25 protein-coding genes are annotated in these 25,804 nt (G+C 39.2%); 5 read left to right on the top strand and 20 right to left on the bottom strand.

The features are described from left to right. Nucleotides 1-2 precede the first annotated feature (2 nt). Genes EHR01_RS04200 through folD form a run of 5 tightly spaced genes read right to left on the bottom strand, consistent with a single transcriptional unit; the run spans nucleotide 3 to nucleotide 5,129 of the window. Nucleotides 3-1,106: an esterase/lipase family protein gene (locus EHR01_RS04200; RefSeq protein WP_135693361.1), complete on the bottom strand. Its 1,104-nt coding sequence runs from the start codon at nucleotides 1,104-1,106 to the stop codon at nucleotides 3-5. Continuing rightward, a complete protein-coding gene (gene rlmB / locus EHR01_RS04195; RefSeq protein ID WP_135693359.1) occupies nucleotides 1,093-1,866 on the bottom strand; it encodes a 23S rRNA (guanosine(2251)-2'-O)-methyltransferase RlmB in 774 nt (257 codons plus the stop codon). Before rlmB ends, EHR01_RS04200 begins: the two co-directional genes overlap by 14 nt. Then, a complete protein-coding gene (cysS, locus tag EHR01_RS04190) occupies nucleotides 1,848-3,305 on the bottom strand; it encodes a cysteine--tRNA ligase (RefSeq protein ID WP_135693358.1) in 1,458 nt (485 codons plus the stop codon). The genes rlmB and cysS overlap by 19 nt, the downstream gene beginning before the upstream one ends. After that, a complete protein-coding gene (locus EHR01_RS04185; protein WP_135693356.1) occupies nucleotides 3,302-4,270 on the bottom strand; it encodes an acetylxylan esterase in 969 nt (322 codons plus the stop codon). Before EHR01_RS04185 ends, cysS begins: the two co-directional genes overlap by 4 nt. Further along, nucleotides 4,254-5,129, bottom strand: a complete 876-nt coding sequence (gene folD / locus EHR01_RS04180; protein ID WP_135693353.1) for a bifunctional methylenetetrahydrofolate dehydrogenase/methenyltetrahydrofolate cyclohydrolase FolD — start codon at nucleotides 5,127-5,129, stop codon at nucleotides 4,254-4,256. Before folD ends, EHR01_RS04185 begins: the two co-directional genes overlap by 17 nt. A gap of 55 nt (nucleotides 5,130-5,184) precedes the next feature. Between folD and asnS the strand changes: the two genes are divergently transcribed. Together asnS and EHR01_RS04170 are read left to right on the top strand one after the other, a co-directional pair. Next, on the top strand, nucleotides 5,185-6,489 hold the full coding sequence (gene asnS, locus EHR01_RS04175; RefSeq protein WP_135693351.1) for an asparagine--tRNA ligase: 1,305 nt from the start codon (nucleotides 5,185-5,187) through the stop codon (nucleotides 6,487-6,489). A 59-nt stretch (nucleotides 6,490-6,548) separates the two neighbouring features. After that, nucleotides 6,549-7,352 carry a hypothetical protein gene (locus EHR01_RS04170; protein ID WP_135693350.1) on the top strand — a complete coding sequence of 268 codons (804 nt, stop codon included), beginning with the start codon at nucleotides 6,549-6,551 and terminating at the stop codon, nucleotides 7,350-7,352. On the opposite strand, the gene EHR01_RS04165 is transcribed toward EHR01_RS04170, so the two are convergent. The 6 genes from EHR01_RS04165 to EHR01_RS04140 form a co-directional block, all read right to left on the bottom strand. Beyond that, nucleotides 7,315-8,172: a hypothetical protein gene (locus EHR01_RS04165; RefSeq protein WP_135693349.1), complete on the bottom strand. Its 858-nt coding sequence runs from the start codon at nucleotides 8,170-8,172 to the stop codon at nucleotides 7,315-7,317. The genes EHR01_RS04170 and EHR01_RS04165 overlap by 38 nt on opposite strands. Before the next feature lie 2 nt (nucleotides 8,173-8,174). After that, entirely contained in the window at nucleotides 8,175-10,163 is a 1,989-nt protein-coding gene (locus EHR01_RS04160) for an ATP-dependent DNA helicase (protein ID WP_135693348.1), read from the bottom strand. A 116-nt stretch (nucleotides 10,164-10,279) separates the two neighbouring features. Then, on the bottom strand, nucleotides 10,280-11,866 hold the full coding sequence (locus EHR01_RS04155) for a sodium:neurotransmitter symporter family protein (RefSeq protein ID WP_135693347.1): 1,587 nt from the start codon (nucleotides 11,864-11,866) through the stop codon (nucleotides 10,280-10,282). Between the two features lie 99 nt (nucleotides 11,867-11,965). Continuing rightward, the gene (locus tag EHR01_RS04150) at nucleotides 11,966-12,361 is read right to left on the bottom strand and encodes a helix-turn-helix domain-containing protein (RefSeq protein WP_015678327.1); all 396 of its coding nucleotides are present in this window, start codon (nucleotides 12,359-12,361) and stop codon (nucleotides 11,966-11,968) included. A gap of 100 nt (nucleotides 12,362-12,461) precedes the next feature. Beyond that, nucleotides 12,462-13,979 carry an LIC12015 family putative lipoprotein gene (locus tag EHR01_RS04145; protein WP_135693346.1) on the bottom strand — a complete coding sequence of 506 codons (1,518 nt, stop codon included), beginning with the start codon at nucleotides 13,977-13,979 and terminating at the stop codon, nucleotides 12,462-12,464. 29 nt (nucleotides 13,980-14,008) lie between these two features. Continuing rightward, a complete protein-coding gene (locus tag EHR01_RS04140; protein ID WP_135693344.1) occupies nucleotides 14,009-14,308 on the bottom strand; it encodes a hypothetical protein in 300 nt (99 codons plus the stop codon). A gap of 73 nt (nucleotides 14,309-14,381) precedes the next feature. Between EHR01_RS04140 and EHR01_RS04135 the strand changes: the two genes are divergently transcribed. After that, the gene (locus tag EHR01_RS04135; protein WP_015680691.1) at nucleotides 14,382-14,738 is read left to right on the top strand and encodes an STAS domain-containing protein; all 357 of its coding nucleotides are present in this window, start codon (nucleotides 14,382-14,384) and stop codon (nucleotides 14,736-14,738) included. Nucleotides 14,739-14,741: 3 nt separating this feature from the next. Then, nucleotides 14,742-15,491, top strand: coding sequence for a diacylglycerol/polyprenol kinase family protein (locus tag EHR01_RS04130; RefSeq protein WP_135693343.1), 750 nt, complete (start codon nucleotides 14,742-14,744; stop codon nucleotides 15,489-15,491). A 105-nt stretch (nucleotides 15,492-15,596) separates the two neighbouring features. Here EHR01_RS04130 and EHR01_RS04125 read toward each other — a convergent pair whose 3' ends face one another. From EHR01_RS04125 to eno, 9 genes are read right to left on the bottom strand one after another with little or no spacing between them, the layout of a single operon-like run. Next, the gene (locus EHR01_RS04125) at nucleotides 15,597-16,523 is read right to left on the bottom strand and encodes a DUF2971 domain-containing protein (protein WP_135693342.1); all 927 of its coding nucleotides are present in this window, start codon (nucleotides 16,521-16,523) and stop codon (nucleotides 15,597-15,599) included. Between the two features lie 22 nt (nucleotides 16,524-16,545). Next, on the bottom strand, nucleotides 16,546-17,139 hold the full coding sequence (locus EHR01_RS04120) for a hypothetical protein (protein WP_135693341.1): 594 nt from the start codon (nucleotides 17,137-17,139) through the stop codon (nucleotides 16,546-16,548). Next, on the bottom strand, nucleotides 17,114-17,647 hold the full coding sequence (locus EHR01_RS04115) for a DUF4416 family protein (protein ID WP_135693339.1): 534 nt from the start codon (nucleotides 17,645-17,647) through the stop codon (nucleotides 17,114-17,116). Before EHR01_RS04115 ends, EHR01_RS04120 begins: the two co-directional genes overlap by 26 nt. Before the next feature lie 3 nt (nucleotides 17,648-17,650). Next, complete coding sequence (locus EHR01_RS04110; RefSeq protein WP_135693338.1) at nucleotides 17,651-19,030, bottom strand: TldD/PmbA family protein; 1,380 nt, start codon at nucleotides 19,028-19,030, stop codon at nucleotides 17,651-17,653. After that, nucleotides 19,030-20,415, bottom strand: coding sequence for a TldD/PmbA family protein (locus EHR01_RS04105; protein ID WP_135693337.1), 1,386 nt, complete (start codon nucleotides 20,413-20,415; stop codon nucleotides 19,030-19,032). The genes EHR01_RS04110 and EHR01_RS04105 overlap by 1 nt, the downstream gene beginning before the upstream one ends. Nucleotides 20,416-20,449: 34 nt before the next feature. Then, nucleotides 20,450-21,463: a YheT family hydrolase gene (locus EHR01_RS04100; protein WP_135693336.1), complete on the bottom strand. Its 1,014-nt coding sequence runs from the start codon at nucleotides 21,461-21,463 to the stop codon at nucleotides 20,450-20,452. Further along, nucleotides 21,450-22,058, bottom strand: a complete 609-nt coding sequence (locus EHR01_RS04095; RefSeq protein WP_135632313.1) for a ClpP family protease — start codon at nucleotides 22,056-22,058, stop codon at nucleotides 21,450-21,452. Before EHR01_RS04095 ends, EHR01_RS04100 begins: the two co-directional genes overlap by 14 nt. A 1-nt stretch (nucleotide 22,059) precedes the next feature. Next, nucleotides 22,060-22,524: an FtsB family cell division protein gene (locus EHR01_RS04090; RefSeq protein WP_135693334.1), complete on the bottom strand. Its 465-nt coding sequence runs from the start codon at nucleotides 22,522-22,524 to the stop codon at nucleotides 22,060-22,062. Nucleotide 22,525: 1 nt separating this feature from the next. After that, nucleotides 22,526-23,827 carry a phosphopyruvate hydratase gene (gene eno / locus EHR01_RS04085; RefSeq protein WP_135693333.1) on the bottom strand — a complete coding sequence of 434 codons (1,302 nt, stop codon included), beginning with the start codon at nucleotides 23,825-23,827 and terminating at the stop codon, nucleotides 22,526-22,528. A 122-nt stretch (nucleotides 23,828-23,949) separates the two neighbouring features. Between eno and lepA the strand changes: the two genes are divergently transcribed. Next, nucleotides 23,950-25,755, top strand: a complete 1,806-nt coding sequence (lepA, locus tag EHR01_RS04080) for a translation elongation factor 4 (protein WP_135693332.1) — start codon at nucleotides 23,950-23,952, stop codon at nucleotides 25,753-25,755. The last annotated feature ends 49 nt before the right edge of the window (nucleotides 25,756-25,804 follow it).

Genomic DNA, 25,804 nt, shown 5'->3' with positions numbered 1-25,804 from the left:
CCTTAGTAAGGAGAATTTCGAATTTCTGTGATCACCTGTGTGAATAGATTTATACTTTTTGAATTATTTGGGTCAACGGTTTGGAAAGCCATCATAGAATGATCACAATCGGCTATATCAATTTGTTTGTAGGATAAATTTCCGAGCCTTGCACTATTTCGAGGAACAATTCCATCTGATTGAGTAAACCCTGCATTCGATAAAATCGTACACCCAGTATTATAATAAAAAGTTTCTCCATCATTACAACCGCTCATTACTCCGGCAAAACTGACAAACTTTCCATTTATGTTGTAGTTCAAATATGATTGGTTGATCACATCAAGGACAAGATTCTCAGCCCCATTCAAATTGGATTGCCCCACACCTTGGTTGGTATATCCCAGTTCGGATCCACCTTGAGTTCCCACAAGGTAATTTCCAAGGTCATTTAAAAAAGGGTTACTTGCTAAAAAACTGGGAGTTGCAAAGGGAGATCCAAATTGCGGGCTTGCCAGAGTGACAACTAACCGAACAAAAGGAAGGTTTCCAGTGTCAGGAGATAAAGCCACTCGAGTCACAAGGCCTCCCATAGAATGGGCTACAATATAAACCTGATCTGAATCATTAAAATTCAATCGTAACGTATTAAAAAATTGTTTGCCATTGATTAAAATGCTATTGGAAGTTCGGTAAGTATATACATAGAAATCAAAGTCACTGTTTGCTGAGGCCCTGCCTTCTTGGAAGTGAATCAGTCCATTGGAAAATGTATTTTTTATATTTTGAATTTTTTTCTCATCGTTTGTAATGGGATCAGAATCTCTTTCAGCAGGATTCCAGCCATGAATCAAAACGATCTTTTTTTTTCCGGACTTGGGGAAAAACTCAGAAGATATAAATTGTGAATCGGATAAGTTCCGAGAAAAACCAGGGAAAAAACCATATAACTTTTGGTTGGGATTGGGCAGAAGGCCAAGAAGAGCGAGTAAAAGCGCTTCGTCATTTTTTTTCTCTTCGGAGACAAATTCCTTTCGATAGAAGTCGTAAATACAAGATGGAAATACGAAAGTTCCAATCAAAAGATTTAAAACAAAAAAAATAATATTTCGCCTAACGCGAAACATTTTGTACCCGATCCAAAGTGATTCCGCAAGCAACCACTACATTTAAAGATGTTACGGAACCAAAAAGTGGGATCCTTGCAACATAATCTGCTTCTTCTAATAACAATCGTTTAACACCTTCACCTTCATTCCCCATAATGACCGCCATTTGAGATGCATCAGGCAAAGTTTCCCAAATAGCTTCTTCACCTTCCTCATCGGTGGCAAGAATCCAGTATTCATTTTTTTTCAAAAATTCCATCCCGTGCATCAAGTTAGCAACTCGGTAGATTTGTAAATGATGGACCGCTCCCGCAGAAACCTTTTCTACAACAGGAGTAATTGGCGAAGTATCTCGATCGGACATTAACACATGTTTCACGCCCATACATTCAGCAGTTCTCAGAATATTCCCAAGATTCCCAGGGTCTTGGATACGATCCAAAATGAGAATTGGGCCTTCGCCAGCCTCTACATTCTGTTTAAATTGTTCAAACCCAAGTGACGAAAACGATTTTTGTTTTGTACGAATGATAACATAACCTTGGTGGTTTTTATCTGAGGCAATACGATCAAGTTCTCTCGTGGAAACCGTTGTAAACTTTACTGAATTAGGAATGTAACCCCGGATTCTTTGTTTCTCTTCATTTCCCATTGAATCTTTGACAATGACTTCTCGAATGGTTTTTACACCGCGTTCCGGAGCCATCTGTTCCAAAGATTCTAAAAATTCGTAAAAATTTCTTTTACCAAAAAGTATTTCTACTGGGCTTTTTTCCATGTGGTTTTTCCTTCTTTTGTGTCAGCGAGAAGGATTCCTTTTTCTTCCAACTCTTTACGAATTTTGTCGGCAGTAGAGAAATCTTTGTTTTGTTTTGCGGTTTTTCTGGCTTCTATTTGTTCCAAAATCCACTCTTCAGCAATTCCATCTAAAGACTGGATTTTTTTCTCAAAGGAAAAAACAGCAAAGAGTTCATTCGTTTTCAAAAACAATAATAGCGCTTCTTTTAAAAATAAAGAATCAAAAACTTTCGTATTTGAATCCAAAAACTGGTTCACAATCCTTACGAGTTCAAAAACAGAAGCAAGTGCTTTGGGAACATTCAAGTCATCTGCTAAAGAACTCAAAAACTCCAAATTTAGTTTCTGTAATTCGGGAACAGAAAAATCATAATCTTTTGAAGATTTTGGAACCTCGTCCCATAATTTCCCTGCATCCAATATTCTATAAATAGTATTTTGAATTCTTTCCATTGCAGTTTTGGATTCTTCCAATTTGCTCAAAGAAAAGTTCAACTTACTTCTGTAATGTGCTGAAATCAAATGGTAACGAATGGCATTTGGATCATATCCTTTCTCCAAAATGTCTCGTAAGGTATAAAAATTTCCTTTACTTTTAGACATTTTCTCTCCATCCACAAGGAGATGTTCACAATGTAACCATACCCCAACAAACTCTTCGTTTGGATAAGCCCCGTAACTTTGAGCTGCTTCATTTTCATGATGGGGAAAGAGGAGGTCAATCCCGCCGGTATGAATGTCAACGCCTGAACCATACACTTTGCGTATCATGGCGGAACATTCTAAATGCCAACCAGGACGTCCCGTTCCAATTTTCGTATGCCAACATTTTTCTTCTTCGTTCTTTTGGTTTTTCCAAAGGACAAAATCACGAACATCATCCTTTTCATATTCATCTGCATCGTATCGAACTCCAGACTTCATCCCGGAAACATCGATTTTTGAAAGTTCCCCATAACGGCTAAATTTTTGAATGGAAAAATATAAACTCCCATCCTTTTCGTAAACAAGGCCGTTCTTCTGAAGTGTTTCAACAAGTCCTACCATGTCTTCAATGGATTCAGTGGCTTTTGGATAATGTTCTAATTTCTGAACATGGAGAGTTTCCAAATCTTTAAAAAAAGCCTCGGTCCATGGTTTTGTAAATTCTTCGACGGAAATGTTTCTTTTGATCGATTCATTGATAATTTTGTCATCAATGTCTGTGATGTTCATAGATTGGTTGAGCTTATATCCACCGAGCAGTAAAGAACGGCGAAGAACATCGACAAACAGAAACGAACGAATATTTCCGATATGAGCAAAATTATAAACAGTTGGCCCACAAGAATAGATACTTACATTCAAAGGATCTTTCGGTAAAAAAGATTCTTTTTTTCCTGATTTCGAATTCTGAAATACAAAGGGAACTACTGTCATAAAGCAAAAATTTCTTTAACAAATTCCAAATTGGCTTGGGGTTGTTTGTCTTTTCCAGCTTCATTTCCTTCCGTTGGATACAACTGCATACGTTTATCACAATTCATATGATTAAACAAAGCAAAGGTGGATTTTGGATGAGAGATCACATCTTCCATTCCACACGAAAAAAGAGCAGGGATTTTGATTTTTTTGGCAAAGTTCAAAGCATCGAAATAAGCCAGTTCTTTTTTATAATCTACTTTTTTAGTGGCCCTTTTTTCTAAAAAGGGAGTGAGTTCACGAATCCAAGGATTCCCCTTTAGAGAAATTTGGTCCTTATCAATATAACAAAAAGATGGTGTTTCGAGAATCAATCCTTTGATTCGATCGGAATAGGCTGCACCAAATACAGATAAGGCAGAACCTAATGATTTTCCATGTAAAATGATTTGGTCTCCGTCAATCCCGTCGGTCAAACGCAAAAACTCAATTGTTCGAATTACGTCCAAGTAAAGTTTGCGCATGTAAAAATCTTCTTTTTGATCGAGTCCATGAGCAAAATAATTAGGCGTCCAACCAATGGGTGCCTTTCCAGTCGTTGGGTCAAGGGGAGCATGAACCATTTCCTCACCATGCCCGCGTAAGGTGATATGAAGTTGGGCCACACCCAAATCGGAATATCCTTTTTGAATTTCTTCTGGAACAGCTAAATAGTCATGAAAGTAAACAACAACGGGCCTGTTTCCTCTTTTTCGAGGGATTGCTAGTTTTCCATGTAACACGTGATTGTCGATACTTTGAAAACTAATATCATTGAGAGATTCCCAAATAAACGATCCTTTCAAAACAGTTTTGTATGTTGCTTTGATCGGAACTTTTTTTAATTCGACTATCCCTGCTTTCCAGAAACTATCCAAGTCCGATGGTGGGTCTAGTTTTGGAACCGTTTGAAAACATTCGTCAAAACTAACGGTTTGAGGCATGAGAATCCAACTTAGGAGAAAATTGATTTAAAAAACTATACATGGTTTGTAGCAATAGAACTGAGATCGTCATCGGACCAACACCACCAGGTACAGGAGTATAATAAGAAGCTTTGTCTTTTACCTTGGAGATCTCAATATCGCCAACGTTGCCAACATTATAACCAGCATCCAAAACGACTGCACCTTCCTTAATCCAATCTGCTTTAATAAATTCTGGTTTCCCAACAGCACCTACCACGATGTCAGCTTGTTTCACAAGTTCTGGTAAATTTTTTGTTTTCGAATGACATAAGGTAACAGTGGCATTTAAGTTTGTAAGCATAATCGCCATCGGTTTTCCAAGAATAGGGGACCTTCCAACAACAACAGCATGTTTACCAGTTACATCGATTCCGTATTCCTGAAGCAAAAGAACCATCCCATACGGTGTGCAGGGAAAATATGCTTCGCTATTCATTGATAGTTTTCCAAAGGAAATGGTGGTGACACCATCTACGTCCTTTTCTAATGCAATTTCATCAAAACACAGACGTTCGTCAATTTGATGCGGAACAGGATGTTGTAAAAGAATTCCATTCACTGAATCATCCGCATTCAGTTTTTTAATTTCAGCTAACAACTCTTCTGTGGTTGTTTCTTCTTTCATCCGAACATAACGAGAACCCATTCCTACTTTTTCACAGGCCTTAACCTTCATGTTCACATAGGTTTCGGATGCGGGGTTATCCCCAACTAGGATGGTCGCAAGAGTCGGAACTCCTTTGCCTTCGGATTTAGCTTTTGCTAGTGTTTCTGCGATTCGATTTCGAATTTTTTCGGAAATCGCTTTACCGTCTAATAGGATGCTAGATTTCATTCTGTAAGTTCAAAATTTCAGAGAAAATCGAACTGGCAAACAGAAAAAACCATCCATGACTCCAAGTTTAGATCCATCACAATCCAATTCTCCCCATTCCGCTGCCACCGTTCGTTTCCAAGGTTGGGTCCAAGGACTCCGTGGAAACAACCATGTCCAATTCCTCCAACTTCGGATGGACGGTAAGATTTTTCAGGTAGTGGCGGAAAAAGAATTTTTAGGTGAAGAAACCTTCAAGGAAGTAAAAGCTCTTCCGCAAGAAACTTCTCTAGTCGTCATCGGAGTGTTACAAGAGAATCCCAAAGCACCCGGTGGTAGGGAACTTTTCCTACATTCCTTTACGGTTGTCGGAGAATCACACCAATACCCCATCACACCCAAAGAACATGGGCCAGATTTTTTACACAACCATAGACATCTCTGGCTACGATCGAAAAGACAACTAGCCATCCAGAGGGTGCGTTCCGAATTGTCTTTTGCCATCCGTGAGTTCTTTCGAAACGATGGTTACACTCTCATTGACACACCCATCTTGACAGGATCAATCGGAGAGTCCGCAGGGACATTATTTTCAACGGAATACTTTGATCTAGGACAAGCCTACCTGGCACAAACAGGTCAGCTCTATCTAGAAACAGCTGCCTTTGCTCATTCCAAAGTGTATTGTTTTGGACCCACCTTCCGTGCTGAAAAAAGCAAAACAAGAAGGCACTTAACTGAATTTTGGATGCTTGAGGCAGAGACTGCTTTTCTTGGGCAAGATGGAAACATGGACCTACAAGAACGATTTGTCAAAGTTGTACTCCAAACTACCATTGAACGAACTTTAGAAGACTTAAAAACTCTGGACCGGGATCCAGTTCCACTTTTAGAACAATTAAAAAAACCATTTCCCCGAGTGGACTATGGCGAAGCAATCCAAGTTTTGCAGACTGCTGGTGAAGAGATTGTTTGGGGTGAGGACATCAATTCGGATAGAGAACAAATCCTTACAAACCATTATGGAAACGCCATCTTCATCCAAAATTTCCCAAGGGCCATCAAAGCCTTCTATATGAAACAAAATCCAAATGACCCCAAAACCGTTCTCTCTGCCGATTTGATTGCACCGGATGGAATTGGGGAGATCATTGGTGGTTCCGAAAGAGAAGAATCCTACGAAAAAATCGTAGAGCGCTTACAAGAGGAAGGTCTCCCACCTGAAGATTATTCTTGGTATTTGGACCTACGCAAATATGGCTCTGTTCCCCATGCTGGGTTTGGGATGGGACTAGAACGTGTGATCGCCTGGATTTGTGGTTTGTCCCATATTCGGGAATGTATTCCTTTCCCGAGGATGATTTACAGACTAAGTCCATAATTTTTCTTAAAGGAAATTTTGTGCACAAACCGATCTTTTTATAGAAAGAGAGGAACCTTATGGCACAGCAAGCAACCCAAGTTTTAAATACATCCATCGAGAAGGAAGCTTGGGATTTATATGAGGTAGGATCAAACGAAGATGTCGTTGTTCTTGCAAAACGTCATCCTGAGAACTTTTATATCCAACATCTTGGTTATTTGGCCTTGTATGAACTGACAGGAAGAGTGACTGTCGCTGCACCAAAAGGAATCTCAAACCTAGCTCCTCTTGTTGATGCTATCCAAAATCATGAACTTGGAAAAACAACGGATGCATGCAAAAATCTAAACTTATATTTTGCCACACAAACTAATCCTCTTTGTTTTTCTATCATCCAAACTGCGATCAAAATCTACTTCCGTGCAGAAGCTTATGAAGATGCGAAGTCTATCATTGCAAGATACAAAAAACAATGGAATGATAACTCCTTTGTCAAAGAAGAACTAATCTCAACATACTATTTAAAACGATATGATGAAGTGATCAAAGTATTCCGTGATAACATGAAGTTATTAAATGATTCCGATATTCATAAACTTGTGGGTATGGCACTTCTCTTTTTGGATCGCCATAAGGAAGCAAATTTAATTTTTGAAAACATTCCTGGTAAATTGAATCTACCAAGTTTTGAAGAAAAACGAAAAATGTATGATTCCGTTTACAAAAAAATAGCAGAATTAGAAACAAAAACTAGTTCGTTGGCTCATAAGGATTTAGAAGACATGGGTTTTGCTTATCTCTTTCACGGAGACTATGTAAAAGCAGAAAAAATGTTTTTATCTCTTACTGAGAAACTAAAATCAAAACTCTGCAACGTGTAAGATTTTTTCGAGTTTCGGGGTGGCTTAGTAACTTGGCCGCCTCGTCAGTGGGGATCACTAGATCGGTTTGGTTTTTTCCTGCTGTAGCAAGTGCTAAAACAAAATAAGGATTTTTTCCTACCTTGGCTTCAATTCCTTTTCCTAATTGTTCTTCTCTGTACACAATGTACCCAGTTTCCATCGCATAGGCTTCTTTAACATAAAGAGGAGAGTATATGTCAAGGCCTCTGTCTGTTTGGATCTTAGGGAATAGTGCATGTTTTAGATTGAGATGACGTGCATCTACTACAAGGCCTGAAAATTCCACCGGAACAACTTCTTCACTAAACTCAGGAACAGGTTCTGTTCCGTATTCAAAAGGAATATGGGCAAGGATTCCATCCTTTCCTTTCAATGGCAAACTAGCCTTTGCTTCCAAAACATTTTTTACAAATTGAAAATCATATTCTTCTTTTTCTGAACCTATATAAGAATTGAGTCGAAGCCTTGCTTGTTGGTTCACTTGTGTGTATTCGTACACGGTATAATCTGCATTAAAAAAAATTGACTCTAACCTTTGGCTGAGTCGCACCCGGAGTTTTTCTCGGGCTTTTTTCCTCGCCATGGAATGTGCTTTCCCTTGGCTTGTAGCAGTGTTTTTTCCAGAGAATTCAGGATCATCTTCATCAAACACAATTTTGGGAATGGTTTCTTTTACGGAAGAAGTCACAACAAGGTCTGTCCAATTGACAACTGAGGAATAGATATCCTTATCTTGAATGGGTTTTGAACCAAGAGAAACAGAAAGGAGTAAAGCCAATATTGGATAGATTCGTTTCATAGTTAAGACTTCGGCAAAAGTTGGAATTTTCTTTCCAATTCGTTAAATTCTGTAATGAGAGGAACTCCCTTTGGAAGACTTTGCAAGACGTTTTTTCCATAGGACTTTGTATGAACGCGAGGGTCAAGGATACTGACCATTCCTGTATCTGACTGGGATCTGATGAGTCGGCCAAAGCCTTGTCGCAAAAGCAAACAAGTTTTAGGGACCTGCATTTCCCAAAAGGGACTTTTCCCTTTCCGTTCCATATCTTCCATCTTTGCCTGGAGAACCGGTTCTGTTGGAACTTGAAAAGGAAGTTTTGTCACAATCACATTTCGAAGTTTATCACCTTTAATGTCCACACCTTGCCAGAAACTAGATACTCCAAAAAGAACACTTTTCTCATTGGCAAGAAACTCTCGTTTGGCGGCAATCGGTCCCATTTCTGTCTGCGAAAAAATAGGATACGGAACCTGATCCCTTAGTTCTTCATAAAGTTCTGATAATAATTTATTGGATGTAAAAAGAACAAAGGCATCTCCTTCGGAAAGTTTGAGAAGGCGTGCAATCCAATAAGAGAGATCTGACTTATTTCGTTTTGGGTCTTGGACAGGATCCGCCACTTGTTTTGGTACAAACAGGAGAGAGTGTGTGTTGTAAGCAAAAGGAGAAGCGAGTGTTTTTGTTTTAACCTCAGTTGTTCCCACTTCTTTTAAAAAATACTGAAAGTTTCCCGCAGTGGGAGAAATGGTGGCAGAGGTCATCACAACAGAATCCATATTGGGAAAAAGTGAATTTGCTAAAATTTCATCTGTATTTTTTGGTTGGGAGAATAAATAATAAAATGGATCTTTTGCTGATTGTGGCGGCGGTTCTATCCAAAAAACCAAATTAGGATTGGATTTCAGTCGGAAGTCATTTAAGAAAGAAGAGGCTTTTTTTAGGTTTCCGGAAACCATCTCTAATCCAAGAGCCATTTCCTTTTCTTCCATATCCTCGCTGTCTTTTTTGTATTTAGAAAGAAGACCTTCTAATTGGGAGGCTAAATCAGCTAAGGTATCTTCTAATGCTCCGTTATCCAATTTAATTCGTTCAGTATGACGAGTAGAAAACTGATTGAATTGTAGAGGGATGGCAGAAAGTAACATCCGAAAAAAATCATTCGCATAACCAATGGAAGCCTCCACCGACTTCATGATCTTTTCACCGTTTTTTAGCTTTAAGACAAGCCCTGTGCGTTTTTCTGGAAAATAAAGGTAATGGAGGAGATTCATCAGTAGATCATAACGAATTTCAGATCCAAAGGCCTTTCCTACAATTTCAGGGAAAGCATGTGCTTCATCAATGACCAGTTGCGAAAACGGTGGGAGGAGTTTAAAATCCCCAGCCAAATGACTTGCAAGTAAGTGATGGTTGACTATCAGGATATTGGCTTTTTTCCATTTTTCCTTTTCTAAAAAATAATAAGAAGAACTAAAGTTGGGACAATTTCTCCCCAAACAATTGTCAGACTCACGGGAAACCGAACTCCAAAAGGAATTCGATAAATACCCATCATATTCTGCACGGATTCCTGCCGTAGTTTGTTTTTCCCAATTCACAAAATATTGGATAGAGGATTCCATTTCTGGACCAAAGTCACCCCGTTCCATCACTCGATTGTATTTTCGTTTGCAGAGGTAGTTGTTGGCACCAAGAGCAACCATTGCATTGACAGAAACACCAAGAGCTTCTGCTACTAGTGGGATATCTTTATATAATAATTGGTCTTGTAAGGATTTTGTTTCGGTGGAAACAACCACGGTACAATCATTTTCCAATGAAAATAGGGCACTTGGAATCAAATATGCAAGGGACTTTCCAACACCAGTCCCTGCTTCAATCACCCAATTTGAGCCAGTGTTAAAAGCAGACTCAATGGAAGTTGCCATTTCCATTTGTTCTTTTCTAACTTCATAATCCTTCCAAAGTTTTGGAAGTTTGTTTGTAAAAACAGATTGTACGTCCAATCGTTAATGCCTATTGCGAAAAAGAAGAATGATACAAACAACAGTTAAACTGATTACAGAAACAAGAGAGATTGTCATAATCAGAATTCCTTGCCAATTTAGTTCCCCAGATGGAATCATGTGGCCACCTTTCCTTTTTTGTGATCCAAGGCTTTGGAAACTAAAACATAAATAAAACCATAAATCAAAACAAGTCCTATCACTACTGAACGAGCAACAATTGCTTTGGTTTTGGCATCTTCTACACTTTCCCCTTTGATTTCAGCGAGGGAACCCATAACTTCTGGATTCATTTTATCTAAATATTCAGGTAAGTTCATGTAACAAAAAGAAACAAAGATAAAAAGTAAAAACCAAGGAGTGATGTATTTCAAAACAAACTGAATTGATTTAGGGAAGGGAATGAGACTACCTTCATTCGCATCTTTGACTCCGTTTTCCACTCCAATCTTAAAAACAAAGATAAAAATTTGAATGGAGGCCAAGATGTAAATCATAATGGTTCCAATATAAAAATCGGCGATATCAAGTGCTGCAAAATCTTTGTTAAAGTAAATGATCGGAAGGCAAAGACAAAATGTAAAAAGAAATAATAGTAGGGAAGATTTTCGTCTGCCTACATGAAATCCTTCTTCTAAAAATAAAATTCCAGGCTGCAACATTGTCACAGACGATGTAATGGCAGCAAGAAACAATACAAGAAACCAGAGTCCCCCAAAAAAGGCACCCCCAGGCATCATTCCGAACACGGAAGGTAAGGCAATGAATCCCATTCCAAAAGTCCCAAAAGAAGTAACTTGCATTCCTAAAAATAAAAATGCTACGGGAATGGTGATCATCCCACCAAACACAACTTCTGCGAACTCGTTCAGAGAAGCAGAGGAGAGACTCGACAAAACCACATCGTCTTTTTTCTTTAAAAAACTAGAAAACACGAGAGCAATCCCAAAACCAGTAGATAAAGAAAAGAAAATTTGTCCTGCAGCACTGATCCATACCTTAGGTTGGGTCAGTTTTGACCAATCTGGGTTCCACATAACGGCAAGACCTGATTCAATTCCAGGAATTGTTAGAACACGGATGAGAATGATGGTTGCACAAATTCCCATTAGTGGCATCGCAATTTTTGCAAATGCTTCGAGTCCTTTGGAAAGTCCACGGTAAACAAGTAAAAAGTTAAACAATACGCAGAATAAAAAAAATACAATGATAGGAGACTGAAAACTGGATCCATTTGCTTCTGCACCAGTTAAATGCATAAAGAAAGTAGAAGCTTGTTTTGTCATCGCATCTTGGGTTGAACCAGTGAGGGACATTTGCCCTGTGAGAAAATAGTAAGCATAAGCCAAACACCAAGATTCGATAAAAACGTAATAAACGTAAATCATCACAGGGATCATCACGCCTATGGTTCCAGAAAGTTTGAGAGGGAATCCTTTTAAGTATTCACGAAAGATAAAGGGAGTGCTATGTCCATGTTTGCCACCCATCCTGCCCATAGTCCATTCTGCCAAACAAACAGGAATTCCCAATATGAGGAAACTTGTGATATAAGGAACCATAAAGGCACCGCCGCCATTTTGTACGGCTTGCCCAGGAAATCGCAAAAAATTTCCAAGTCCAATCGCACCACTTGCTACAGCCAAAATCAAACCGATACGACTGGCCCAGCCATCATGGTGTTCCACTTGTCTCTCTTTCATCAGGGACTATTGAATGTATTAGGAATTATGTGACAAAATCTTTTTGTCGAAGATTGAGAAAAAGCAAGGCTTTGACACCTTGCTTTGGTGATTTTCAAATTAGCCGAGAAATAGCTCGTTTTTTTCCATTTTTAGAACTTTGGAGACCAGATTTTTAAAATCTTCCGGTGGTTCCAAAAGTCCCAGTTCTACTTTTGACAGAAACGGAGTGGAAACCTTCAATTTCTTTGCGAAATCGTATTGTTTGATTCCTAACTCACGTCGGACTGCCCAAAGTTTATTTTTCAATCCGTTGGAAAACTCAGGGTAGATGTCTTCCACAGCGCTTTCGTTGAAAAGCTTATCAACAGAGGTTTTGAGATATTTTGCACAAGACGACTTGAATTTTTCAGTCGGATCTTGGGCTCCAGTCTCAATTTTGGATAGGTAACTTGGAGAAACTCCCAGTGCCCTTGCCATATCGTACTGTTTGATACCTCTCTTCTTTCGAAGCATGTAAATGTGATTGTTCATTTATCCCCCCTAACAGTCAGAATATGTCAAATATGGCAAAATTCAATAAAAAAATTTTGCCATATTCCAAATCTTACAAGGGCTATAATGTAACTTCTTTTAAACGATCAGAAGCAATGACCAAGTTGTAAGTGGTCTTTAAACCTGCGACTTTTTGTTCAATAAAGGAATTTCTTTGTGCACCTTCCATTTCCGATTTGATTCTCTCACGAACGGCAGGATATGGCTTAGGAATGCGATTCTGTGGGTTTTTAGGATCTGGATCTGCATAAGCGTACATTTTTCCTGCTTCATATGCATCTCGCATTTGTGCTTCTGTCACAGTCACAGGAATGGCTTTGATTTCATCTTGTAGCGATTTTAACGCCAAAGAAACTTTCATTTTATCCATTTGCATGATATAACCAATCTCTGAACCAACATCTTGCACTTGGTTAGATGTTTCTCCAATTTTTCCTTGGAGGATGGTAGATTGAAACAAATTCAACATGTCCCAAGTTTTGGATTTTTCATCTTTGTATTCTTGTTTTAACACATCTGGAATGGCTTCAAAGTCAGCTGTTAAATCTTTCCAAGTGTAGTTTTTTCCATCACGAGCAGAATATAAAGAGTAATTAGGAGTAAAAATTTTAGGATCAATATCATTTGGACCCGAAAAACGAGGAAGGTTCGCAACAGTTATGCCACTTTCTTCTGTGATTCGTTTTAGTTCTTTTTGATACAATCCTTGCTCATATTCTTTCATTGTATGAGAAGCAAACTGGTTTGCCTTGTCAGCAGATTCGCCTTCAGTAAAGTAAGCAACAGAAGCCTTTGTTTCAGCATCTTCGTGAGTTTTTCCGTATTCAGTTGCTTCTTTTTTGAAATCATCAAAAATAGATGTAAAATATTTTTTTAATCTTTCTGGGTGAACCTTTTCTGTTCCTGTTGAACGAACAACATAGGCAATCCTACCTTCACCGGCTTTTGCATAAGAAATAAAAGTACCTTTTTTAGCTTTTTTTACTTCTGTTAGAATGTCTTCCAAAGGAGTTTCCGCACAATTTGTGCAAAAAGGTTCTAACTTTCCCGCAATTGGTCTTCTTGTAATATCTTCCGTTACTTTGGAAATTTCTTCTGCAATTTCTTTATCTGAAAGTGAATTCAATTTTGTTGCTAAAGCTTCTGCGTTTTTCAAATTCGTTGCTTCGTCTTCACCACGAACAAGCGCTAGTTGAAGGTTTACAAATTCAAGAGGTTTTTCTTTTAAACCGTTCTTCACATACTCTCGCATATAAACGTTTAATTTCAAAAACTGGTTCACTAATGATTCAATTTTTTGAACATCTGCTTCAGCAACTTTTTTGGAAGAGATTGCATCTTTTAGTAAGATTTTTTCTAAAGCGATACTTTCTAAGATTTTGGCTTGGATGTCAGCACTGATTGGTTGCGGTTCTGTGTTTCCTCTTTTAGAAGCCTCAATCACAAAGTTCATTTCTTTGCGTGTTACAGTTCCACCATCAAATGTCGCAAGGATTTCTGAATCCTTGGAGCAATTGAGAAGTGATACGAAGATCAAACCGAGTACGGGACCCAGAGTGAAAAGTTTGTTTAGATTCATTGGATATCCTTGTCTATTTTCAGTATTCTTTAATATTTGCGAACAGGTTTTTCGGGCTTTTTGGAATCCGAAACCGGTGGAGTAGGAATAACCGGTTTTTCTGCGATGACGGCAGCTTTTTTGGCCAAAGGTTCGGAACGAGAAACATTTAATTTGAGAATCTCCGATTTTTGATCCTCTAATTTGTTCATTTCCGATAAAAATGTTTCTTTAAGAATGGGGGAATATTCCCTATCGGAAGCTAGGCGATCCGTCAATTTTTTAAGTTCGACGACATCACGATCCAGTTCTTCCAGTTTTTTGTATAAATGGGCAACCGTTACCTTCAAACTCCACTCCTTCCAAAAGTTTTATTTACTTGCAATAGAGTGCAAGAATGAAATAAGAAAAATAGAATTTTTTATGAGCTTAGACGATTTAGTAGTTTCCACTGAAAAAATAGACACTGTGTATGTAACCAAATTGCAGGGAAACCTAAATAACTTCACTGCTGAGAAATGCATCAAATCAGTACTCAATTCCTTAAAACATGGGTCTGTAATTCTGGATTTGGAAGAATTGAATATGGTCACAACCCAAGGAATCATCGCATTCAAAACTCTTAGCGAAGAAGCCTTCCTTCACAAACATAAAATCATCTTAGTCAATCTGCCGTTAAGCGTTAGACAAGCTTTTTTAATGGCAGGAGTTCGTAATTTATTTCCCATAGCAAACAATGAAGAGGCAGCATTCAAAATGGCCTCAAGACCCAGCAGGTAAACAGTGAATTCAGGATTTAATTTTTTTCGTAAAATTTGGCATGTGCTCGGGCTCATCATTCCCGTGACTCTTTTTTTTGATCCCTTCCAAGATACCTTCCCATTGGTATACGCAACAAGAGCCATTCTAGTAACTCTTTTAGCTGGACTCCTTGCCTGTTTGTTTGTTTTGGAGTTGGTCCGATTAAGCCATTCCGGCTTTGAAAACTTCTTTTACAAATATTTTGGATTCTTGATGAAAGAATCGGAAAGAAAAAGATTCAACGGAACCGTTCCGTATTTTTTTGCCAACTTCCTTGTGGTTTTGTTTTTCCCCGCTGAAGTAGCCATTCTTGCCATCCTCTTTTTGGTCATTGGAGATCCTTTTGCAGCCTATGTTGGGAGTAAGTATGGGAAACATCGATTCTACAACGGGAAGTCGGTTGAAGGGATTATTGGTTTTTTGATTCCTGCATTTTTATTTTCCGTCCTTGCACTCTTTCTCATCACAAAATCTCATCCAGGAAGTTTCCTTGCCATTTTGGATGACCAAGGGAACCTTATTTTGACTCCCATTTATATTGTATTCTTTTCTGTCCTATCTGCTTGCGTAACAGAGTTTTTTGCAAATACTACTGCCAAAGGACTGGTGGATGATAACCTTCTTATCCCGATTGTGGGAGCGACGGTACTTTCTGTATTGTCTTTGTTGTGTTTGGATTATACACCTACGGATTTTATCTTTGATCCAAAGGTTCTCTACATTCAAAAGTGACGGATCTTTAAGATCTCCTCATTGGCTGGGAGGAAACCATTTTCAAATCGGAGCAAAACTTATGCATTAAATAAAGTGTATCATTTAGACTTAGTTGTAGTATTTTTAGAATCTCAATGTATTGAATTTAGTATATTGGAATCCTTTAAGGAGGTTTCCGATATTTTGATTAATTAATTCTTTAAAATTTACGTCAAAAATCTTTTTCTCTTCTAAATAGCGAGAATTTGGTCCGATTATAATTTCTTCCAATGCATGCTCGAAGCTTTCATTTGCTTCGTTTCTAACGATCGGGAGATTGACATAACTATAGAAATTATTTTTATTTAAACCTAATTTAATTCTATTTTCATCGATATCGGCTCTTGGATTTCTTAATACTAACCTTATTTCTTCTTCATCTTCGAAATGTGGATTCTTTATAAAAGGTACAAATAAGTGAATGATATTAAAAAAACCTTCCGTTGCTTCCGCTAAATTATCTAATGAAAATTTTTCGATTTTTCGAAGGAAAAGATCTAATACTAGTTCAAAAATCGCAATTTGTTTTGATTCATTGTATATACAATGTAAAAGTTCAGCTCCTACACTTCCACAATAACTAGCAATAAATGCTTTAGTAAAAACTAACGAATATGCATCATTGAAAGATGTATAACTTCGCCAAAGAAAAAGATCGTCTTTTTTCTTAGAAAAGCTAACAATAAAAATATCTGGATAGATTTTGTTTTTAATTCTAATATCTAGATCTTTTTTAATTTCGCCAAGAACTAGGTTTAAATTGGCATTCTCATTCGTCCTACGATTTAAGATATTTGATAGAATTTCATATGCTCTAATAATTTCGCTTACATCATTTAAACTTGATGCATGATTAGCTCGAAGAGTTTTAGAATGTAGTATTCCGTTTAATCCAACTCCTGTTGTGTAATGACACAAAGGGGTGAAATCACTACGCTCATAATATAAATTTTGCGATTCAGCTACCTGAAAGACTATCTCCATTATTTCGTCATTTTTTAGCTTATTCATAATTCACAATCACTCATTTGAATTACTTCCAACGAAGTTCCACTGTTCTCTGTTTGGTGATTGGTTCCATACCTGGAACCATTACTTTGTATTCCAAAAAAATGACTCCTAAGTCCTCCAATTGAAAAGGGGACTTATCGATTCCTTTATGGCGAAACTCTTCCTTTAAGAGTGCACCCAAATAATGAAAAGAAACCACTACATTGTTTTGGAATAAATTCCCTTCCATTCGTTCGGAAGAATTTCCATACTTTAAATAGGCAACATACCCGGAACGAAAGGATTCTTTTCCCATTCCGTTATATGGTTTTGGCAATACAAGGCGAAACCCTGGAGTTTCTCTTGCCGTAAAATATAAAAAATTTCCAAAATCTTCGTAGGTGGGATTTTCTTTTTTAAACAATTGTTTATCAAGATAAATCACATCTTTTTCTGTTTTGGGTTCTGTACAATCTAAGGGTTCATTAAAGTTATCACAAAATTGAAACGAGTTAGTTTCTAACCCTCCACAATGTAAAACCAACAAGCAAAAAATCAGGTTCAAAATTCTCATTTTTTTATTGGTGCAAATTTGAGACATTGGCATTGGATTAAGATTTGAATTTATTAAATTCATAAGATTCCCTGAGAGTGTTGAAAAAATAACTCACATCTCTTTCTCGGAAGTAGTTTTGTGCAGATTCAGCGACCACCAACTGACTTCTAGAAAAATGATAAACAGTCTCACAGTAAACCCCTTGGAACAAATAAGTGCGGTGAAAATCATCTTTTGATTTCGCAATTACAATGTTATGCGAAGTGACGTAACCCGGAATCAGAAGCACACTCTGGTCTTTTTTTTGTAATAAAGATTGGAATTCTAAACATTCTTTCTTTTTTTCAACTAATTCTTCTCTGTGAATTCTTTGTTTAAAAGAAAGGACTTTTGTAAACCTTCCAGGATATGCAAATACCCTTTCTGTTTCATCAGGGGTCCATTTGGGAAGGGAGACTGATTCATAGAGAATTTTAGAAAACCGTTTTTCTGCCATAGCCTTTAGCTCAAAAAGGATTCCTTCTTCTTGATAAGATAGAATCACAAAAAACGAAGCTCCGGGTGGTCTTTCTAAAATCTCTTGTGGCATGGTTTACTCTTCCGTCACTCCCGTAATGGTAAATCCATCGAGTAACATATAAGGAACAAAAGACGATTCCCCCAAAAGTTCTCCTTCTTTGGAGATCGCTTCTATTTGATTCAATGCTTCAAACGCATTTCCCACAATTTGTACCTCTCGGACCGGAATCTTCTCTCCATTCTCTAAAAGGTATCCGCCTTTGATCACTCCTGAAAAATCACCCGAAGCTCCATCTTTGGTTCCAGAGATCCGATTCACAAATAAGGTTTTACCAGGAAGTTTGAAAAACTCATCCTTTGCTGCTGATCCAGGTGCAATTTGTAATTGTTTGGGACCGCAACCAGGGAGACTTTGGGCTCCACCTGTGGCACAACCATTGGATTTCGGAAGGCCTGCTTTTTTGGCTTCATAGGTATTGTAAAAGTAAGTATGCAATACACCCTCTGTAATGATTGGTTTTTTAGAAGTAGGGAGACCCTCCCGATCGAAACCAGTTGAGCCCATAAAACTATTGTTTGTTGGATCATCCCAAATCGAAAGTAGGGAAGAAGCAACTTTCTCTTCCAATTTTCCTGCCATTTTCGATTTTCCTTTGCGTAGGCTTGTTCCATTTAAAGAACCAATAAAAAGTCCGAGAAAAAAAGAATACACAGCCTCAGGGGGTAGTAAGACCTTCCCTTGAAATCCAGAGATGGGTTTTGCATATAACGCTCCCATACATTTGTCTCCAAAATTCATAAAGGCTTTTTTCCATAAAGTTTGGAACTGAGTTTTGTCAAACCCACTGGCAGAATCATAATCAAAACTTCCGACTAAATCTCCGTCCACACCCATTCCCATTACCGATGCAGAAAGTTCAGCTCCTAGTTCATGGGCCATCACACCTTTGGAAGAAACAATCAGTTTATAACCTTTGCTAAGCGAAAAGTCTCCTGAGTCAATATTGACTTTGGAATACAAATCGTTTCTCCATCCGAGAGCTTCTTTTGCGGATGCTACCAAATCCTCAATTCCCATTGTATCTAAGGATGCGTCATACTGGTTGAAATGATTCTGGATGGATTCTGGTTCCGGAAGGACTAAATCCAAATCGGGAGTGGATTGGCTTTTAGCCAAACTATAGGCTTCTTCAATGGACTGGTAAAGACTAGGGATATGATTGGAGATGATAAAACCTTGGTTTCCTTCATGAATCACCCGAATTCCAAACATATTTTCTTCGGTCGCAGTACAGTTGTTTAAGTCATTTTTTTCTAAACTAACATCTTCCGAATATCCGTAACTGGAATAAATCTCTACCTGGTCGATCCCATTTGATTTTGCTTTTTTGACTAAATTAGAAAGTAAATCTTTTTGGTCGTTCAAACGTTTTTCAATCGAATTACGATCCATTATTTACCACCTAATAATACTTTTGTGCGAACATAAGGTCCACCCGCATCTACTTTAGCAGGTTGTCCTTTCCCACAATGTCCCGAACCCAAATCCCATTTGAATTCTTTGGAAACCATATCTACATTTTGTAAAACATCAAAGGCAAGACCAGATACCGTCACACCTTTTAAGAGGTCCGTGATCTTTCCATTTTGGATGCGGTAGGCTTTTTGAACGGCAAACATAAATTCACCCGTCGCATCTGCTTGGCCATTTTTGGCACCATCCAGATAGTAACCATCTTTTGTATTTGCAATCATCTCTTCCAAACTAGAATTTCCGGGCATAAGGAAAGTGTTTCGCATGCGAATGAGAGGAACATCACCATACTCCCAAGCCCTTGCCGATCCCGTTGGTGCCACTCCAAATCGTTCTGCTGTTTCTCTGTTGTGGAGGTAAGAGGATAGAATTCCATTTTTTATGATGACTGTGTTTGTAGGAATGACTCCTTCATCATCTACAGGAATGGAACCACCAGCTCCTTCGTAATATTCCGAATACCCAGAGTCGCATAACGTCACCAAGTCGGAACCAACCCTATGACCAATTTTTCCTTGGGCCACAGAACCTGAGAGAACAAAGTCTGCCTCTACGGTATGGCCAATGGCTTCGTGCACGAGAAGCCCTACAATCGATGGAGATAAAATCACAGTGGAGAGACCTCCTTCAGGTAAAGAACTGGAAAGTAAATCCACAGCTGTTTTACAGGCTTCGTCGGAAATTTCTGTGGGAGACTGGGAACGAAAGAGGCAGTCCCAACCACCTGTCACACCAATGGAATGAGAACCTGATTCCATCTTTCCATCTTCTTTTGCGACAGCGGAAACTCGAAATTCTGGTCTTACCATACTAAAAAAACTATCAGCCCCGTCGGTAGTCACGATCGCTTTCTCTTCATAAATTTCAGAATACCCACAACCCACGGACTGGAGCTTAGCTGATTGTTTGGCGGCAGCATTTTGGATGTCGAGAACGAGTTTTAGTTTTTCCTCTACCGTGCGGTTACGAAAGTCTTCAATCCCTTTGCCAATAAAATCACCAACAGCAAAATTTGCCTTTGGCAAATTCGGAATTTTATCTTTTCGGAGAGCTGAAGATAGGCGAGCCGCTTTTTTGGCTACCTGGATGGCATTTTGGATGGAGGATTTGGAAATTTCACTGGTGGATGCAAACCCCCAAGTTCCCGCTTCCAAAACTCGAACACCGACACCTGTTCTTTTGCGTAGGGCAGTGGATTCCACACGTCCCCTTTCGGCGAAGAAGGAACGACTTTCTTTATGGTGGTATCTTAGTTCCACGAATCCGGATTCTTCCGCCAAACATTCTTTTAATAGGTTTCGCATACGTCCCTTCCTTAAATTTTAATTATTATGATGATTACGATTTGATTTGAGAATCAAAAAAATCGAGGAGGATCCGAGGAAGCCATCTTCCTTCTGGATTGTCTGGAGAAGGGTCACTGATAAATCCAACATGTCCCCCTTTTTCCGTAAGAACCGTTTGTATGAGCGGGTAGGATTTCCATCGAATTTCATGCCAAACTTCAGAAGGAACTACAGGGTCATCGTCAGCATGGACTATGAGGCCAGGAACTTTGATTCCCCCAAGGTATTTGACACTGGAACAAATATTGTAGTATTCCAATACATTCGCATAACCAGAAATTGGTGCTGTGAAAAAATCATCAAAATCAAAAAAAGACTTACTGCGTAACACTCTTTCTTTCATTTTATCTGAGATTTCATAAACCCCAGATGTTACCTTTTCTTTCATAGTATCCAAAAAATGATCTCGGTAAAAATTTCCGGCTCTTGAATCAATAAAGTCACAACTACGTTTTAGATCCAAAGGAGGGGATGTGGCCGAAAACGCCTTCGAATAGTGTTCCCTTTTTTCTCCAAAAAATTTGATCACCAGATTGGCCGATAAAGAAAAACCAGAAACAAATATAGATCTTGAAAAATGTTGATAAATGTATTTTAAGACAACATCCAAATCTTCCGATTGGCCGGCATTATATGGTTTTTTGGCAATCCCAAGGCCACGACCACAGTTACGCAAATTCATTCGTACGACCCCATAACCGCGGTTCAGTGCTTCTTTTCCAACACTCACCATATAATGAGATTCAGAACTTCCTTCCATTCCATGAATGAGAAGTAGGTAATATCCATTCCATTTGGAGGCTTTTTTTCGAACAAAAGAAAGAGGAGGGTTGTGTTCCAACCAAAGGTGATCCCCAGACCCATCGTTTGTGGGAATGAGGATACTTTCTGAATAGTACTCATCCTCTAGAGAATTGTCTGGAGGAAAGAGTACGTTGTAGACAGTTTGTAAATGTCTACCTTCTAAAAATCTTCTTGGTTTAAATTCTCTGTTAGACGACGTCAATTGTGTTTACGATCTTATCTACAATCCCGTAAGCTAATGCTTGGTCGGCATCCATATAATAATCTCGATCGGTGTCTTCGACCAATTGTTCGTAGGTTTTGCCACATGCATCCGCTAACATTTGATTGAGTTTTTCCTTAGTTTTGACAATGTCCTGAGCATGGATGAGTAAATCCGTAGCTGGAGCTTGGATCTGTCCGCCAATGGAAGGTTGGTGGATCATCACTCGACCGTTAGGCCAAATGTAACGATTTCCTTTTTTCCCGCCAATGAGTAGGATAGAACCCATAGAAGCTGCCATTCCCATACATACTGTATGCACTGGTGAGGAAATCATTTGCATTGTGTCATAGACAACAAGGCCTGAAGTAACCACACCACCAGGGCTATTGATATAAAACGTAATTGGTTTTCCAGGATCTACCATTTCCAAATACATAAGTTTGGCGGTGAGCTCCTTGGAGGATTCGTCAGTGACAGGACCCCAGAGAAAAATTTTCCTTTTTTCCAGGAACTTCTTTCCCATGTTTTTATCGCTAATGAGATCTTGGATGGTTTCGGTGATTTCTTTTTCTGGTGTTTCTTCTTCTGCCATATTAATTCAGTCTTTTGTGATTAGACATAGGTTGCAAGCGTTTCAGCTTGAAGTAAACGCCTAGAATCAGGAAAACACTGAAAGAAATAAAAAAGAAACGTAATAAAAAGAGGGGTGGTTCTTTCCAATCCCCACTAAGCCCTGCAGTTCGGAGTGATGCAGGAATCGCTTTTGGTTTTTCTGGCGTTAGGGATAAAGTTTCTTCGAATTTCAATACATGAGCAGTTTCAGAGAGTAGATAGTACTTTCTTGCTTCCTGTTCTAAGGCATATGCATCATTTTTTAGGCGGCGTTCTTTTTCTTCCAATCCTTGGTTTTCGACCACAAGCCTCTCGACCTCTGCATTGAGATTTTGTAATTCTTTCTCAAGACGCATACGTTCGGCAATCCCTGACTCGGACAAAAGTCCGAGATAGATTCCAGCACAAATATACGTTACAAGTAAAGAGGCTTTCGTTGGTGTCATATTACCTTAGGTTGTAAAAAGTATTTACTCCGCTGTAAGTCGCATTTTTACCGAGTTCTTCTTCGATCCGAAGGAGTTCATTGTATTTCGCAATTCGGTCCGTTCTACTCAAGGAACCTGTTTTGATCTGACCGGAATTGGTTGCCACGGCGATATGGGAAATGGTTGCATCTTCCGTTTCTCCAGACCTGTGGGAAACCACAGCTGTATACTGGGCTTTTTTTGCCATTTCAATGGCACTCAGGGTTTCTGTAAGAGTTCCAATTTGGTTCACTTTGATGAGAATGGAGTTACCAATCCCTTTGTTTATCCCTTGGGAGAGCTTTTTGATATTGGTTACGAACAAATCATCCCCCACAAGTTGGATCTTTTTCCCCAGTTTTTCGGAAAGTTTTTTCCAGCCTGTCCAATCGTTTTCATCCAGACCGTCTTCCATGGTAATGATCGGATACTTGGACACTAAATTTGAGTAGTATTCTACCAGTTCTTCCGCAGTCTTTTCTGGTTTTTTCTCCGCTTTGAGGATGTATTTCTTTTTCTTCTCATCATAGAACTCAGACGCAGCGCAGTCCAATCCAATTTTGATATCAAGATCTGGTTTGTATCCTGCCTTTTCAATGGCAGTGAGGATGACTTCGATGGCTTCGCTATTGCTGGTTAGGTTTGGTGCAAATCCACCTTCATCACCCACAGCGGTATTGAGACCTTTTCCTTTGAGAACTGATTTTAGGCTATGGAAAACTTCTGCACCCATACGAAGGGCTTCGCGAAAATTGGGAGCAGACACCGGTAGAATCATAAATTCTTGGAAGTCGATATTGTTGTCTGCGTGAGCACCACCATTGATGATATTCATCATGGGAACAGGAAGTTCACGTGCAAAGGTTCCACCGATATAACGATATAGTGGAAGGCCTGCATGTGCTGCCGCAGCTTTTGCCACAGCCATAGAAACACCCAACAGGGCATTGGCACCTAACTTGGACTTGTTGGCAGTTCCATCTAGGGAAATCATAGTTCCATCAATGAGGAGTTGGTTTGTTGCCGAAAGGCCTAAGATGGATTTAGATATTTTAGAATTTACATTTTCTACGGCTTTCAGTACACCTTTTCCGGAGTATCTTTTTTTATCACCGTCACGAAGTTCTACGGCTTCATGTTCACCAGTTGACGCACCAGAGGGAACCGCCGCACGACCAAAGGAACCGTCTTCAAGTGTGACATCCACTTCAACGGTTGGATTTCCTCTGGAATCCATAATTTCACGGGCTTTGACGGAACGAATGCTATCTTTTTGGGACATCGGGAATTGTTTCTCCTAAGGGATAATTTCCTCCCAGTGTTAGGAATTTTAAGCCTCTGACAATAAACTTTTTCGACAAAGAGCCTTGTTCTAGGAAAATGACTTAAAAAGAAGAGGGAACCGTGAACGAACGCCAAAAATTCACCCGCAATTTTTCCATCATCGCCCATGTCGACCATGGAAAATCCACTCTGGCGGATCGTTTGCTTGAGATTGGTCTAGTCACTGACCAAAGGACAAAAAAAGACCAAATTCTCGATTCCATGGACATCGAAAGAGAACGTGGGATTACCATCAAAGCGAACAATGCGTCCTTTGATTACCACGCCAAAGATGGGAACGTATACCACCTCAATTTAATTGATACCCCGGGCCACGTTGATTTTACATACGAAGTGTCCCGTTCCCTTGCTGCTTGTGAAGGGGTTTTACTCATCGTTGACGCAAGCCAAGGAGTAGAAGCTCAAACTTTGGCCAATTTATATTTAGCGATGGATTTAAATCTTCGCATAATTCCTGTTATTAACAAAATAGATCTTCCTTCTGCCGATATTGACAAATGTAAACTCATGATCGAAGAATCTTTGGGGCTCAATCCAGAAGAAGCCATTCCGATTTCTGCAAAAACAGGGCTAAATGTACAAGAAGTACTCGAATCCATTTGTTATTTATTACCTCCTCCTGTTGGGGATGTAGATGCTCCTCTCAAAGCATTAATTTATGATTCCTTCTTTGACACTTATATGGGTGTGGTTGCGAAAGTTCGTTTGTATGATGGAAAACTTCGCAAAGGCGAAATGATCCATATGATGAACATTGGCCGCCAGTTTACTGTAACGGAAGTGGGGATCAATAGACTCTCCATGGTTTCTTGCGAAGAATTACAAGCAGGTGACGTAGGTTATGTGGTCGCTGGTATGAAAAAGATGGGTGATGCCAAAACAGGGGACACCATCACCCATGCCAATCGCCAAACTGCCGAAGATGTCAAAGGATTTAAAGATGCAAAACCCATGGTATTTGCTGGTCTTTTTCCTATTAACGGGGAAGACTTTGACGCCCTTGTGGATGCCATCGAAAAATTAAAGTTAAATGATTCTGCTCTCACCTTTGAAAGAGAAAATTCAGCAGCCCTGGGGTTTGGATTTCGTGTAGGATATCTCGGTCTCCTTCATATGGAAATTGTTCAGGAAAGGCTGGAAAGGGAATTTAATTTAGCCCTTATTACCACAGCTCCGTCCGTAAAATTTCGAATCACAACAACGAAAGACGATGTGATCGAAGTGGACAACCCTAGCAAATGGCCCGATCCCATATTAATTGGGAAATCCGAAGAACCTTTTGTCAAAGCAACCATTATCGCTCCCGAATCTTATGTGGGAAATATCATGTCTCTTGTGATTGAAAAACGTGGGATCCATATGGATACGGTCTACCTTTCCAAGGACAAACTCCAACTCACCTATGAACTTCCCTTGGCGGAACTTATCTTTGAATTCTACGACAAACTCAAATCCTATACCAAAGGCTATGCATCTTTGGATTACGAAGAAGTGGGGTATCGAGATTCGAAACTTGTTCGTATGGATATCCTTGTGAATGGGGAACCGGTGGATGCCCTTTCCTCCATTGTCCACAAATCCAAAGCGGAAGAACGGGGAAGGGTCATCATTGAAAAACTAAAAGACCTGATCCCTCGCCACCAGTTTATGATTCCATTGCAAGCGGCCATTGGTTCCAAAGTAGTAGCCCGGGAAAGTATTTCTGCCCTTCGTAAAAACGTAACAGCCAAGTGTTACGGTGGAGACATTTCTCGTAAGAAAAAACTTCTAGAGAAACAAAAAGAAGGAAAGAAACGGATGAAACAAATTGGAAACGTAGAAATCCCTCAGGAAGCCTTCTTATCCATTTTAAAAACCGGGGACTAGAATTCAAATTGTGCCAAATCATTCTTTTGGCACAAAATGGGCTCGGGTC

It is taken from the genome of Leptospira mtsangambouensis (assembly GCF_004770475.1).
Taxonomy (GTDB): Bacteria; Spirochaetota; Leptospiria; order Leptospirales; family Leptospiraceae; genus Leptospira_A; species Leptospira_A mtsangambouensis.
Note: the sequence above shows the minus strand (reverse complement) of the source record. Positions and strands in the feature narration are given on the sequence as shown.

Excerpts from the sequence above, each read along its gene's own strand:
- EHR01_RS04200 (WP_135693361.1), bottom strand. The coding sequence starts at position 1,106 with ATGTTTCGCGTTAGGCGAAATATTATTTTTTTTGTTTTAAATCTTTTG.
- rlmB (WP_135693359.1), bottom strand. The coding sequence starts at position 1,866 with ATGGAAAAAAGCCCAGTAGAAATACTTTTTGGTAAAAGAAATTTTTAC.
- cysS (WP_135693358.1), bottom strand. The coding sequence starts at position 3,305 with ATGACAGTAGTTCCCTTTGTATTTCAGAATTCGAAATCAGGAAAAAAA.
- EHR01_RS04185 (WP_135693356.1), bottom strand. The coding sequence starts at position 4,270 with ATGCCTCAAACCGTTAGTTTTGACGAATGTTTTCAAACGGTTCCAAAA.
- folD (WP_135693353.1), bottom strand. The coding sequence starts at position 5,129 with ATGAAATCTAGCATCCTATTAGACGGTAAAGCGATTTCCGAAAAAATT.
- asnS (WP_135693351.1), top strand. The coding sequence starts at position 5,185 with ATGACTCCAAGTTTAGATCCATCACAATCCAATTCTCCCCATTCCGCT.
- EHR01_RS04170 (WP_135693350.1), top strand. The coding sequence starts at position 6,549 with ATGGCACAGCAAGCAACCCAAGTTTTAAATACATCCATCGAGAAGGAA.
- EHR01_RS04165 (WP_135693349.1), bottom strand. The coding sequence starts at position 8,172 with ATGAAACGAATCTATCCAATATTGGCTTTACTCCTTTCTGTTTCTCTT.
- EHR01_RS04155 (WP_135693347.1), bottom strand. The coding sequence starts at position 11,866 with ATGAAAGAGAGACAAGTGGAACACCATGATGGCTGGGCCAGTCGTATC.
- EHR01_RS04150 (WP_015678327.1), bottom strand. The coding sequence starts at position 12,361 with ATGCTTCGAAAGAAGAGAGGTATCAAACAGTACGATATGGCAAGGGCA.
- EHR01_RS04145 (WP_135693346.1), bottom strand. The coding sequence starts at position 13,979 with ATGAATCTAAACAAACTTTTCACTCTGGGTCCCGTACTCGGTTTGATC.
- EHR01_RS04135 (WP_015680691.1), top strand. The coding sequence starts at position 14,382 with ATGAGCTTAGACGATTTAGTAGTTTCCACTGAAAAAATAGACACTGTG.
- EHR01_RS04125 (WP_135693342.1), bottom strand. The coding sequence starts at position 16,523 with ATGAATAAGCTAAAAAATGACGAAATAATGGAGATAGTCTTTCAGGTA.
- EHR01_RS04120 (WP_135693341.1), bottom strand. The coding sequence starts at position 17,139 with ATGAATTTAATAAATTCAAATCTTAATCCAATGCCAATGTCTCAAATT.
- EHR01_RS04115 (WP_135693339.1), bottom strand. The coding sequence starts at position 17,647 with ATGCCACAAGAGATTTTAGAAAGACCACCCGGAGCTTCGTTTTTTGTG.
- EHR01_RS04110 (WP_135693338.1), bottom strand. The coding sequence starts at position 19,030 with ATGGATCGTAATTCGATTGAAAAACGTTTGAACGACCAAAAAGATTTA.
- EHR01_RS04105 (WP_135693337.1), bottom strand. The coding sequence starts at position 20,415 with ATGCGAAACCTATTAAAAGAATGTTTGGCGGAAGAATCCGGATTCGTG.
- EHR01_RS04095 (WP_135632313.1), bottom strand. The coding sequence starts at position 22,058 with ATGGCAGAAGAAGAAACACCAGAAAAAGAAATCACCGAAACCATCCAA.
- EHR01_RS04090 (WP_135693334.1), bottom strand. The coding sequence starts at position 22,524 with ATGACACCAACGAAAGCCTCTTTACTTGTAACGTATATTTGTGCTGGA.
- eno (WP_135693333.1), bottom strand. The coding sequence starts at position 23,827 with ATGTCCCAAAAAGATAGCATTCGTTCCGTCAAAGCCCGTGAAATTATG.